The organism is Neolewinella marina, assembly GCF_002631205.1.
Classification (GTDB): Bacteria; Bacteroidota; Bacteroidia; order Chitinophagales; family Saprospiraceae; genus Neolewinella; species Neolewinella marina.
In genome coordinates this window covers 454,257-466,676 of record NZ_PDLO01000002.1, presented here as the reverse complement: position 1 = coordinate 466,676, position 12,420 = coordinate 454,257, and the positions used below count along the sequence as shown (strand labels likewise).

Below are 12,420 nucleotides of genomic sequence, written 5' to 3'. Positions count from 1 at the left end.
ACGATGGGGCCTGCCCTAGGAGTGCAGGCCGGGGACTTGCTCCAGCGCCGCCTGCAGCTGCTCCTGGTAGGGGAGGCTCAGGGGGACGAGGGGCACGCGCAGGTGATTTTCACAGAGGCCGAGCAGGGAAACGGCGGCCTTAATGCCCACTGGGTTGCCCTCGCAGTAAAGCAGGGGGTGGATGTCGAGCATGTCGAAATTCAGCCGCCGGGCCTCGGTAACGTCGTTGTTCAGGGCGGCGTTGACCATGCGGCTGAAGTGAGAAGGCAGGGCGTTGGCGATGACGCTGATGCCCCCGTGGCCGCCCACGGCGATCATGGCGGTGGCCAGGGGATCGTCGCCGCACAACACCCCGAAGCGGTCGGGGCGGTGGCGGAGGATCTCGGTCGCCTGCGACAGTACGCCACTCGCTTCCTTCACGGCGGCGAAGCGATCGCTCTCCTCGGCCAGCCGCAGGATGGTTTCGGGCAGCACGTTGCTGCTCGTCCGGCCGGGCACGTTGTAGATGATGAGGGGGCGGGGGGCCACCTCGGCGATGCGCATGTAGTGCTGGTAGATGCCCTCCTGGGGGGGCTTGCTGTAGGCCGGGCTGCTGGACATGATGCCGGCCACCCCGTCGAAGTTGTAGTCGCGGATGAACCCGGCGAGCCGCTCCGTATAGTTGCCGCCGAAAAATCCGGCCACGATGGGCACCCGCTCGTCGACGTGGCGGATGGTGAAGTCGAGGATCTCGCGGCACTCCTGGGTGCTCAGGGTGATGGCCTCACCGGTGGTGCCCAGGCAGACCAGGTAGTCCACCCCGCCGTCGATCACGTAGTCGATGATTCGGCCCAGGGCGGGGTAGTCGATGGACTTATCCGCCCGGAATGGGGTGATAAGCGCTACGCCGGTGCCGCTGAAGGGGGGGAGGGAGGGTTGCATGGGATCGGTAGGTCAACGGGATGAACCGGGAATAAAGGGGAGTGGGTGACCGGGCGTCACTTTGCGTGGGTCACCGGTCCGATGGCCACGTATTTGTTGATGCGGTCTTCGACCATCTGCTCCACCGATTTTTCCTGGACGGCGGCGATGGCCTTCTTCAGCTGGCGCTTCAGGGTCTTGGCCATCTCCTCGGGGGAGGAGTGGGCCCCGCCGTGGGGTTCCTTGACGATCTCGTCTACGATGCCGAAGCCGTGCATGTCCTCGGCGGTGAGCTTCAGGGCGTCGGCGGCCTGTTCCTTGTAGTCCCAGCTGCGCCAGAGGATGCTGCTGCAGCTTTCGGGGGAAATGACGGAGTACCAGGTATTCTCGAGCATCATGACGTGGTCGCCCAGGCCGATGCCGATGGCACCGCCGCTGGCGCCTTCACCGATGACGGCGCAGACGATGGGCACCCGCAGCTGGGCCATCTCGAAGAGGTTGCGGGCGATGGCCTCGGCCTGCCCCCGCTCTTCGGCCTCGATGCCGGGGAAGGCCCCCGGGGTGTCGATCAGGGTGATCACCGGGAAGCCGAAGCGTTCGGCCAGTTTCATCAGCCGCAGTGCCTTGCGGTAGCCCTCGGGGTTGGCCATGCCGAAGTTGCGGTACTGCCGCATCTTGGTGTTGACGCCCTTCTGGTGGCCGATGATGACGACGGTTTGCCCGTCGAGGTTACCGATGCCACCCACGATGGCCTTGTCGTCGCCGTAGCAGCGGTCGCCGTGGAGCTCCACGAACTTGCGGCACATCTGCTCGATGTAGTAGAGGGTGTAGGGCCGCTCCGGGTGGCGGCTCAGCTGTACCCGTTGCCAGCCGGTGAGGTTGGCGTAGATGTCGCGGCGGGTCTGCTTGATCTTTCCTTCGAGCTCCTCAATGGTGGACTGCATGTCGACCACCCCGTTTTCGCCTACTTCCTTTACCTTTTCGAGCTGTTCGTAGAGCTGTTCGAGGGGCTTTTCAAATTCCAGAAACACCATCAGTTGTTAGCTTTTTTTCAGATCCCTTAATTCCCCGTTCGGGGTAGCGGTTCGCTTACCGCAGTTGCACCTTGGCCGATCCGAGCATACCCACGTCGGTGTAGATCTCGGCGCGGTAGAAGCCCTCGGCGAGCTTGTCGTCGAGCTCGTGGGTGAAGGTCAGGCGCTGGTTGCGCTCGATGTTCACGTCGCGGCCCTCCAGGGCGATGATGTCCTTTTCGGCACCGTTGACGATGCTCTTGGCCCGCACCGGGTTTTCGCTGATGACGGGGGTCGCCGACTCGTCGGTCAGCACCAGGTAGATGGGCCGTACGCCCAGGTACTCCCGGGGTACGTCGGTGAGGTCGAAGCTCACCACGATGCGGCGGGCGCGGCTGGCGTTGGCGGTGTTGGAGCCGTTCTTGCGCAGCAGGTCCACCTGCATGGCCGAGGCGCGGAAGGCCCCCAGCGTCATACGTTCCAGGTCGGCTTCCATGCTGCGGTTCATCCGCGTCAGGTTGTCGGCTTTCTTGTTGGCGTTGTAGGCCTCGGTCTTGGCGGTGCTCAGGTCGCGGCTCAGGGCCACGTTGCGCTCGCGCAGGTCCTGGTTTTCTTCCTCGAGTTCCGCGATGCTGGTTTCCAGCATGGTACGTACGTTGATCAGGTCTTCGATCTGCACCCGCATCTGGTAGGCTACCGTATTGTCGTTCTTGCGCGACCGCTGGGCCTGCCGCATGTCGTAGAGGGCGCGCTTGGCGGTTTCCTGGGCCTCGGTGAGCTGCCCCTGCAGTTCGGCGTTTTCGTTGGACACCTCGGTGAAGGCTTGGTCGAGACTGTCGACCGACTGCATCAGCTTATCGCGCAGCAGGGTGAGCTGCTCGGCCTCTTCCGACTTCTGGGAATAGTCCGCTTCCAGCTTGCTCTGGGTGGTCACCCCCCAGATCAGGGAACCCACCAGCAGCAGGGCCAGAATGACGGCGATAATGGTGAGGGTACGTTTGTTCATGGCAGCGGCCGCTTTGTTGAAGGCGCAAATTTACAAATCCATTTCCGGTTTATGGGTACCGGCGCCAAGTCCGCTACCGGATGAGGGTGTCGCTGGCGGGCCGGGGACTAGATCCAGCGCCGGCTGCGGAACCAGGCCAGCATGCCGACAATAATCAAAATCATGGCCCCCCAGAGCACGAAGTAGCCATAGCGGGTGCGCAATTCGGGCATATACTCCCAGTTCATGCCGTACACCCCCACCAGAAAACTCAGGGGGATGAAGATGGTAGAAACGATGGTCAGCGTCTGCATCACGCTGTTCATCCGGAAGCTGATCTCACTGACGTACAGGTCGTACAGCCCGTTGGTCACGTCCCGGTAGGTTTCCACCAGGTCGGTGATCTGGATGACGTGGTCGCGCAAGTCGGCCACGTACACCTGGGTGTCCTGGCTGATGAGGCGGCTTTCCGAATCGCTGAAGCGGTTCATGAGTTCCCTAAGGGGGCTGATGCTCTTGCGCAGGGTGAGCAGGGCCAGCCGCAGGTCGTGGATCTGGGATTTGGTCGACATTTCCGGCGACTTCATGATGACGTCCTCCAGCCGGTCCAGTTCGCTTTCGATCTGGTCGATGACGGTGAAGTACTTGTCCACGATGTTGTCCACCAGGGCGTAGGCCAGGTAGTCCGGCCCCCGGCTGCGGATGCGCCCACTGGACGTTTCCAGCCGCTTGCGGACGCTGCGGAAGAGGTCGCCGGCATCCTCCTGGAAGCTCAGCACGGTGTTTTCGGTGAGGTAGATGGAGATCTGCTCCATGCTCAGGTCGCGGGTGGCCGCGTCAAAGGCGAAGGCCTTGATGATGAAGAGGACGCCGTTCTCGTAGACCTCCATCTTCGGCCGCTGGTGCACGTCCACGATGTCTTCCAGCGCCAGGGGGTGCATGCCGTGTTCCCGGCCCAGGCGCTCCACCAGCTCCAGTTTGTGGAGGCCCCGCAGATCGTACCACTGGGTGGCCTGCTGGGTCCGGGGGGCGGGGATGGATTCTTCCTCCGTCTGTACCTCCAGAAAGTCGCCGTGGTACTGCGTCAGGTGCACGTGGACCCGCTCCATCTCCCGGTGTCCGGTATATATCATGGTGCCGGGGGGCGCGCCGGCTTTCCGCCGGGCGGTGACGGCCTTCTCTTCGGTGGAGCGCAGCAGGTTATAGATTCGCATGGGGTTAGGGTTGGCGCGTACGCGGGTGCAGGGGAATCCAGTCAGGGCAAGGTAAGTAATCGGTTGCGTTTGCCCTGGTCGCCTTCACCGGGGCGGTGTAACTTGGCGAATCGTTATTCCTTACTGTATGATCCGGTTCTTTCTCTCCTCCTTCCTTCTCTTTCTGCTGCTCTCTTGCTCCGACGATCGCCGGGCCCTGGAACGCGTTGAACTCCCCGCGGAAAGCCCCCTGCTGGTCATCGGCGGGGGGGGTGATGGCTGGCTCGCCGGTTTGGCCAATTTGGGCACCCGCGCGGCCGACAGCTACGCCCTGCTCGACGAAGATTCCCTCTTCCAGTACCGCAACCTGGCCCTGGTGGACCTGGCCTACGACAGCCTCACCCCCCACCGGCAGCGTGCCGTGGAGCGCTTCGTGCTGGCGGGCGGACGGCTACTGATCCAGGACGACCGTCCGGACATTCCCTACGAATGGCAGTGGTACGCCCAAGTCCGGGAGGCGGCCGCTGGCGGCACCGTACCCCACGGGCTGGGTAGGGTGTACGCCCCAGCCGACGCGCCCGTTACGGAGGAGGTGCAGGCCTTCTACACGGCCGCGGATGCTCCGACGGGAGAGGCGGTCGAGCTGCCCCCCGCCGCCCCCCAGTGGGACCGCTTCCAAGTGGAAGTGCTCGACAACGACATTTACGAGCCCATGGAAATGGAACTGCTGCCAGGCGGACAGGTGCTCTTCCTCGAACGCCGCGGCAAAATGAAGTTGTACGACCCCCGCAGCGGCGCAACCCGCGTCGTGCGGGAGTTCGAAGTCTGTACGGAAGGCAACTACGAGGACGGGCTGCACGGACTGGCCCTGGATCCAGGCTACGGCCGCGAGAATCATTACATCTACCTGTACTACAGTCCGGCCCCCTGCGACTCCACCGACCAGGTGCTGAGCCGGTGGGAATTCCGCGGCGGAACACTGGTGGAAGGATCGGAAACCGAGGTGCTACGGGTGCCGGTGCAGCGGGAAACCTGCTGCCATTCCGGAGGGAGCGTGGAATTCGGCCCCGACGGACTGCTCTACCTCAGTACCGGCGACAACACCAGCAGCAAGGAGAGCAACGGGTATACACCCATCGACGAGCGCCCCGGCCGCGGACCCTTCGACGCCCAGAAATCCAGCGGGAATACCCACGACTTGCGGGGCAAGATCCTGCGCATCCAACCGCTGGCGGAAGGGGGCTACGCCATCCCCGAGGGCAATCTATTCCCGGCCGACGGTTCCGACGGGGCGCCGGAGATCTACGTGATGGGGGCCCGCAACCCATTTCGGGTAACCGTCGATCCCTGGACGAACTACCTCTACTGGGGCGACGTGGGCCCAGACGTAGGGGAGGCCGGTCGCTACGGCCCCCAGAGCTACGACGAGTGGAACCAGGCCCGGGAAGCCGGCAACTACGGCTGGCCGTACTTCGTAGGGGACAACTTCGCCTACCCGGACCGCGACTTCGCCACCGATGCCGTGGGGGTTCTCTTTGATCCCGCGGCACCGCTGAACGACTCCCCCAACAATACCGGCCGCCGAGAACTCCCCCCGGCCCGCCCCGCCCTCATCTGGTACCCCTACGGGCCGAGCAGCGAATTTCCCCAGCTGGGTCAGGGATCGCGATCGGCCATGGCCGGTCCCTTTTACGATTCCACTCGCCTGCTCCCCATCGCGGGGCGGGCCCTGCCGGCCTACTACCACGGCAAGTGGTTCATCTACGAGTGGGCCCGCAGCTGGATCAAGGTCGTCACCCTCGACAGCGCCCGCCAATCGGTCGTCCAGATCGAGGATTTTCTGCCCGACTGGCCCGTCAGCAAACCCATCGACCTCAAGATTGGCCGCGACGGCGCCCTGTACGTCCTGGAATACGGCAACGACTACTTCATGAATAACCCCGACGCCCGGCTGGTACGCATCACCTACAGCCGGGGCAACCGGCCCCCGGTGGCCATAGCCGAGGTGTCGGAAACCGCGGGCGGTATTCCCTTCCGCCCCCGCCTGAGCGCGGAGCAGAGCTACGACCCCGACCCCGCCGACAGCCTGTCCTACCGCTGGTTTGTCGACGGAGCGCCCGCGGGAACTACGGCCGTATTTGAGCCCACCCTGACCTCTCCCGGGCCCCATCTGGTACGGCTGGAGGTGCGCGACCCGAGCGGGGCCCGCAGCGAAACCAGCCGGGAACTGGTGGTGGGGAACGCCCGCCCCCGGGTGACCCTGGCCACTAACGGCAACGCCAGCTTCCTCTTTCCCGACCGGCAGGAGATCAGCTACCGCACCCTGGTGGAAGACGAAGAAGATGCAGCCGGCGGAACGCTCGACGTCCGTCAGGCCGTGGTCAACGGCGACTGGATCCAGGATCCGGAGCTCGTCTCCGCCCTCCGGCTGGGCAAGCGCAGCCTGCCCGCCGGCGATCTGCGCTACGTCGCCGGTCAGGCCCTCCTCGCCGAAGGGGATTGCTCCACCTGCCACCGGGAGCGCTCCGCCAACGTAGGGCCCTCCTACCTGGAAGTAGCCGAGCGGTACGACGATGCCCCCGCCACCATCGACCGGCTGGCGGAGAAAGTGATCCGGGGCGGCAATGGAAACTGGGGAGAGCGGATGATGTCCGCCCATCCAACCCTTTCCCGGGAGGATGCGCGTGCTATGGTCGGCTACATCCTTTCACTGAACAATCCGGGACGGATGCCGCTGGCCGGCACGGTGCGTCCCGGACAGGGGGAGGGGAGCTACGTGCTGTCGGCCAGCTACCGCGACGCGGGGGGTAGGGGAGATGCTCCCGCCCTGACGGGGCAGGGGCTGGTGGTGCTGCGCGATCCAAGCCTCGAGGCGGAATCGGCCGCCGACGAACTCTACCGGGCCGCGGTGCCCGGCAGCGGCCAGCGCAACGCCTTCCGGGTGGTGAGTTTCCGGCCCGGCGGCTGGATGAAATTGGCGGACATCGACCTGACGGACCTCGGTGGTCTACGGCTGCGGCTGCACGCGGAAAGTGAAGGGGAGCTGGGCCTCTACCTGGGCGGACCGGAGGGGCAACTGCTGACGCAAACGACCGTCGCGGCCGGGGAGGGATACCGGGAGGTTGACCTGCGGTTGCCACCCCGGCGTGAGCGGGGCGACCTGTACCTGGTCTGGAAAGGAGAAGGTGGGGTGGTTACCGACGACATGGGCCACCACCGGCCAGCGGACCTGGGGTGGATCGATCAGTTGACCTTCTACCCCGGGAAGCTGGGAAAATAAAATAGCCACCCGACCCTTGCGGGCCGGGTGGTCTTGGTTAGTTACGGGGCAGCTCCTGCTTGCCGAGCCAGCCGGTATCGAAGTTGCCGTCGCGGAAGTCATTCTGCCGCAGCAGCCACTGGTGGAAGGGAACCGTGGTCTTGATGCCCTCTACGATGAATTCGTCCAGGGCGCGCTCCATCTTGGTGATGGCCTCCGCACGGGTGGGGGCGCGGACGATCAGCTTGGCGATCATGCTGTCGTAGTAGGGGCTGACGGTGTAGCCGGCGTAGACGTGGGTATCTACCCGCACGCCGTGGCCCTTGGAGCTGTGGAAGCTGGTGATCTTGCCCGGGCTGGGGCGGAAGTCGTTCCAGGGGTCCTCGGCGTTGATGCGGCATTCGATTACGTGCCCCTTGGGCAGGTAGTTCATTCCGGACAGCTTCTCGCCGTAGGCCACCTTGATCTGCTCCTTGATGAGGTCGTGGTCGATCGACTCCTCCGTTACAGGGTGCTCCACCTGGATGCGGGTGTTCATCTCCATGAAGTAGAAGTTCCGGTCGGCGTCGACCAGGAATTCCACGGTGCCCACGCCTTCGTAGTTGATGGCTTTGCCGGCCTGGATGGCCGCCTCGCCCATGCGTTCCCGCAGGTCGTCGGTCATGAAGGGGCTGGGGCACTCCTCCAGCAGTTTCTGGTGGCGGCGCTGCACGGAGCAGTCCCGTTCGCTCAGGTGAACGACGTTGCCGTACTGGTCGCCAACCACCTGGATCTCGATGTGACGGGGCTGGACGATGTACTTCTCCATGTAGATGCCGTCGTTGCCGAAACTGGCCTTGGCTTCCGCGCGGGCGCTGTTCCAGGCATTGACGAAGTCTTCCTTCCGCTTGACGATGCGCATCCCCTTGCCGCCGCCACCGGCGGTGGCCTTGATCATAACGGGGTAACCCATAGTCTCGGCGCGTTGCATGCCGTCTTCGGCGCTCTTGAGCAGGGTGCCGTCGCCGGGTACTACGGGTACGCCGGCGCGAATCATGGTGTCCTTGGCCGTGATCTTGTCGCCCATGGTCCGGATGTGCTCCGGGCGGGGGCCGATGAACTTGATGCCGTAGTCCTGGCAGATTTCGGCGAAGTCGGCGTTCTCGCTCAGGAATCCATAGCCGGGGTGAACGGCGTCGGCGTTCGTGATCTCCACGGCCGCCATGATCTTGGGAATGCTGAGGTAGCTGTCGGCGGAGGCCGGAGGCCCGATGCAGACGGCTTCATCGGCGAAGCGCACGTGGAGGCTTTCGCGATCGGCGGTCGAGTAGATGGCCACGGTCTTGATGCCCATTTCCCGGCAGGTCCGGATAATGCGCAGCGCGATTTCGCCGCGGTTGGCGATGAGTATCTTGTTGAATTTCTGGGCCATACTGGGGGTTAGGAGGGGTCTACCAGGAACAGGGGTTGATCGTATTCGATGGGCTGGGCGTCTTCGACCAGTACCTTGACGATCTTACCGGCTACTTCCGATTCGATTTCGTTGAAGAGCTTCATGGCTTCCACGATGCATACGGTATCGCCTTTGGCGATGCGGTCACCTACTTTCACGTAGGGGGGCTTGTCGGGGGAAGCCGAGCGGTAGAAGGTGCCGATCATGGGCGACTTCACCTCCAGCAGTTTGGCGCCGGAGTCACCGCTGCCACCACTCTTGGCCGGTGCCTCGGGGGCCGCTGCCTGGGGGGCGGCGGGCGGGGGTGCCGGTGCCGGAGCGTAATTCTGGGCTGCGGGGGCGGGTACGCTGATGATGGACGGCCCGGCGGGCGCCGCGTTCCCCGATCCGGAAGCCGGCGAGTAGGATTTTCCGCGGATGTGCAGGGATACCTGCTCGTCCTTGTATTTGAACTCCGAGACCTCGGTCTTGGTGATCAGTTTAATCAGTTCCTGAATGTCTTTAAGCGTCATGCGTAGGGCGTTGTGAATTACACACGGCTCATGTAGGAGCCACTGCGAGTATCTATCTTAATTTTGTCTCCCGTGTTCACAAACAGGGGAACGCGAACTTCGGCCCCGGTTTCCAGGGTGGCCGGTTTGAGGGTGTTGGTGGCGGTGTCGCCCTTGATGCCCGGTTCGGTGTAGGTAACTTCCATTTCCACGTACTGGGGCAGGTCGACCGTCAGGGGAGTATTGTCTTCGGTATTGTAGAGTACCTCGATGGTGTCGCCCTCCCGCATGAAGCCGGGGTTATCGATCATGGCTTCCTGGATGGTGGCCTGCTCGTAGGATTCGGCGTTCATGAAGTGGTAGCCCATGTCGTCCTTGTAGAGGAACTGCATCTTGTGGCGTTCCACGCGGACTTCGTCGACCTTGTGGCCGGAGGGGAAGGTTTCACTGAGGACGCGGCCGGTCGAGAGGCTCTTGATCTTGGTGCGCACGAAGGCGGCGCCTTTGCCGGGCTTGACGTGCTGGAATTCGACAACGCTGTAGATATCGTGGTTGTGCCGGAAGGTGAACCCGTTCTTAATATCTGAGGTGGAAGCCATAATTTTCGGTTTAGAGCACGGGACAATGTAAGCATTTGGCCCGTATCGGATAAGGAAGCGCGAAGATAGGTTTTCTCGACTTATCTATTCGGCCGCTTCCAGCATTTGGTGATCGGCGAAGCTGTAGTAGCGGTGGCCAGCCACGATGAGGTGGTCCAGGAGGTGGAGGTCGAGGTGGCGGGCCGCCCGCCCCAGTTTGGTGGTGAGCCGCAGGTCAGCGGCACTGGGTTGTACCTGTCCGCTAGGGTGGTTGTGGGCCAGGACCACCGAGGTAACGCTGCCGTGCTGGAGGGCGGTGCGGAAGATGGTGCGGGCGTCGGCCACGGTACCGGTGGTGCCACCGCGGCTGACGGTGTGGGCGCCCAGCAGGCGGTTGGCGCGGTTGAGGCAGAGGAGGTGAAATTCCTCGTGGTGGAGGTCGCTCAGTCGCGGCCGCAGGAAGCGAAAGCAACTGGCGCTGTCGGCCAGCACGGGCTTGCCCCGCCGGGGCGCGGCTTCCCGGCGGCGGCCGAGTTCAAAGGCGGCCACGAGTTGCAGGGCCTTGACGGGGCCCACGCCGGCGGTACGTATCAGGTCCTGCACCTGCCGGCCGGCCAGTTCGTGCAGGTCGTGGCCGGCCTGGAGCAGGAGGCGGCGGGCTAGATCAACGGCGGAGACGCCCCGCATGCCACTGCGGAGCAGGATGGCGAGGAGCTCAGCGTCGGTCAGGTTGCGGGGGCCGTAGCGGAGCAGTTTTTCGCGGGGCTGTTCGTCGGCCGCCAGGTCGCGCATTTGCAGGGGCGCGGGCGTAGGGGGTGGGTAGGCCATGGTTGGGCGGTTGGCGGACCGCCGGGGAGGAAGCAACGTCCCTAAGATATGCCCTGGTGGGATAATCTGCTCCCGCCGGGAGCCAGAACGGCCATCAAAGCGGGGGCTATTTCTCCATTTCCGAGTACAGCCGCCCCCGGCTGTAGGCCTTCAATACGTGGCGCACGGTGGAGGTCAGGTTTGGCGGCAGGTCCCCGTAGGGATGCCATTCCACGTTCTCGAATTTCTTGCGTTCCCGGCTTTCCGGCTCCCCCTCGTAGTGGTGGGCGCGGAAGTAAAGGACGATACGGTGGGCCTTTTTGTACCGTTTGTGAAGCACGTGGACCAGGGTGAGGTCGGCGGGGGTGAGCTCGATTCCGGCCTCCTCGAAGCTTTCGCGGATGAGGCTTTCCACGGCGTACTCCTTGCGTTCGATGGTGCCCCCGACCAGGCTGTAGTTGCCGCCGTTGGGCTTGGTCTGCTTCAGCAACAGGATGCGGCCGCGGTCCTCAAGGATAAGACGTGCCTTAAGGGAGACGTTAAATTTGGCCATGCGGGGGTTGGGCGTATGTTTGCGAAGGCTTGGGGGGCGCAATATACCCAACCCCGGGTACTGCCGCGACGTTTACGCGCTAGCAACTACCTTTGCCCGGCCTTTAATACCCCTTATTCTATGCGCCACGACAGTGTTCTACAAGCCATCGGCAATACCCCCCTCATTCGTCTCGATCGCATTTGTGGCACCCGTATTCCGGCCACGGTTTACGGCAAGATGGAATCGATGAACCCGGGGCAGTCGGCCAAGGACCGCGCCGCCCTGTACATGATCGAGCAGGCCGAGCGCAAGGGGCGCATCCTGCCGGGCGCTACCCTGATCGAAGCCACCAGTGGCAACACCGGCTTCAGCATTGCCATGATCGCGGCCATCAAGGGCTACAAGTGCATCCTGACGCTTTCCGACAAGGCCGGCCCGGAAAAGCAGGCCCTGCTGAAGGCCCTGGGGGCCAAGATCGTGCTCTGCCCCAAGGACGCCGCCCCCGAGGATCCGGCCTCCTACTACAGCCGGGCCGAGGAACTGGCGGCCACGATTCCGAATAGCTTCTACCTGCGGCAGAACTGGAACCTCGACAACAGCGGGGCCCACTACCACAGCACCGGCCCGGAAATCTGGTCGGATACCGAGGGCAAGGTGACCCACTACGTTTGCTGCGCCGGCACCGGGGGTACCCTGTCGGGCACCGCCCGCTACCTGAAGGAGAAGAACCCCGACGTGACCGTGGTGGGCGTCGACGCCTACGGATCGGTGCTGAAAAAGTACTGGCAGACAGGGGTGTTCGACCCCGAGGAGATCTTCAGCTGGAAAGTGGAGGGACTGGGCAAGACCATCATTCCCGATAACGTAGCCTTCGACCTCATTGACGAATTCATCAAGGTAGGCGACCGGGCCGCGGCGCTCCGCGCACGGGAACTTGCCCAGCGGGAAGGACTGTTGCTGGGCTACAGCAGCGGTGCGGCCCTGGAGGCGGTTTTCTCGCTGCGCAAGCAGCTTACGCCGGACGACGTGGTGGTGGTGCTCTTCCCCGACCACGGCAGCAAATACCTGGGCAAGGTCTTCAACGATGCCTGGATGCAGGAGCAGGGTTACCTGAAACCCAATGGGGAGCCCGCCTCGTACAGCGTCAAGCATTTGCAGCGGATGTACCGGGTGTACAAGCGGATGTACGGGCGCAAAATCAAACAACGCCTTAACTTGGTATAAGCC

Annotated in this window: 11 protein-coding genes; 2 read left to right on the top strand and 9 right to left on the bottom strand. The window is 63.6% G+C overall.

Translation table 11 applies throughout. From position 1 onward, the window contains the following. Nucleotides 1-15: 15 nt before the first annotated feature. The 4 genes from dapA to corA all read right to left on the bottom strand — a co-directional run bounded on the left by dapA (nt 16) and on the right by corA (nt 4,112). Nucleotides 16-921: a 4-hydroxy-tetrahydrodipicolinate synthase gene (gene dapA / locus CGL56_RS07395; RefSeq protein ID WP_099105887.1), complete on the bottom strand. Its 906-nt coding sequence runs from the start codon at nt 919-921 to the stop codon at nt 16-18. A gap of 56 nt (nt 922-977) precedes the next feature. Further along, complete coding sequence (locus tag CGL56_RS07390) at nt 978-1,934, bottom strand: acetyl-CoA carboxylase carboxyltransferase subunit alpha (RefSeq protein WP_099105886.1); 957 nt, start codon at nt 1,932-1,934, stop codon at nt 978-980. Between the two features lie 55 nt (nt 1,935-1,989). After that, nucleotides 1,990-2,919, bottom strand: a complete 930-nt coding sequence (locus CGL56_RS07385; RefSeq protein WP_099105885.1) for a hypothetical protein — start codon at nt 2,917-2,919, stop codon at nt 1,990-1,992. Between the two features lie 107 nt (nt 2,920-3,026). Next, nucleotides 3,027-4,112, bottom strand: coding sequence for a magnesium/cobalt transporter CorA (gene corA, locus CGL56_RS07380; RefSeq protein WP_099105884.1), 1,086 nt, complete (start codon nt 4,110-4,112; stop codon nt 3,027-3,029). 127 nt (nt 4,113-4,239) lie between these two features. Here corA and CGL56_RS07375 point away from each other — a divergent pair, with 127 nt between their 5' ends. Next, a complete protein-coding gene (locus CGL56_RS07375; protein ID WP_099105883.1) occupies nt 4,240-7,371 on the top strand; it encodes a PQQ-dependent sugar dehydrogenase in 3,132 nt (1,043 codons plus the stop codon). Nucleotides 7,372-7,408: 37 nt separating this feature from the next. Here the strand turns inward: CGL56_RS07375 and accC are convergent, their stop codons facing one another. The 5 genes from accC to CGL56_RS07350 form a co-directional block, all read right to left on the bottom strand. After that, on the bottom strand, nt 7,409-8,761 hold the full coding sequence (gene accC / locus CGL56_RS07370; RefSeq protein WP_099105882.1) for an acetyl-CoA carboxylase biotin carboxylase subunit: 1,353 nt from the start codon (nt 8,759-8,761) through the stop codon (nt 7,409-7,411). 8 nt (nt 8,762-8,769) lie between these two features. Next, nucleotides 8,770-9,294, bottom strand: a complete 525-nt coding sequence (gene accB, locus CGL56_RS07365) for an acetyl-CoA carboxylase biotin carboxyl carrier protein (RefSeq protein ID WP_099105881.1) — start codon at nt 9,292-9,294, stop codon at nt 8,770-8,772. 17 nt (nt 9,295-9,311) lie between these two features. Further along, the gene (gene efp / locus CGL56_RS07360; RefSeq protein ID WP_099105880.1) at nt 9,312-9,872 is read right to left on the bottom strand and encodes an elongation factor P; all 561 of its coding nucleotides are present in this window, start codon (nt 9,870-9,872) and stop codon (nt 9,312-9,314) included. An 84-nt stretch (nt 9,873-9,956) separates the two neighbouring features. Then, on the bottom strand, nt 9,957-10,679 hold the full coding sequence (radC, locus tag CGL56_RS07355) for a RadC family protein (RefSeq protein ID WP_099106091.1): 723 nt from the start codon (nt 10,677-10,679) through the stop codon (nt 9,957-9,959). A 106-nt stretch (nt 10,680-10,785) separates the two neighbouring features. After that, nucleotides 10,786-11,211 (bottom strand): NUDIX domain-containing protein, encoded by a 426-nt coding sequence (locus CGL56_RS07350; protein ID WP_099105879.1) that lies wholly within the window; start codon nt 11,209-11,211, stop codon nt 10,786-10,788. 120 nt (nt 11,212-11,331) lie between these two features. Here CGL56_RS07350 and CGL56_RS07345 point away from each other — a divergent pair, with 120 nt between their 5' ends. After that, entirely contained in the window at nt 11,332-12,417 is a 1,086-nt protein-coding gene (locus CGL56_RS07345; RefSeq protein WP_099105878.1) for a PLP-dependent cysteine synthase family protein, read from the top strand. Nucleotides 12,418-12,420 lie beyond the last annotated feature (3 nt).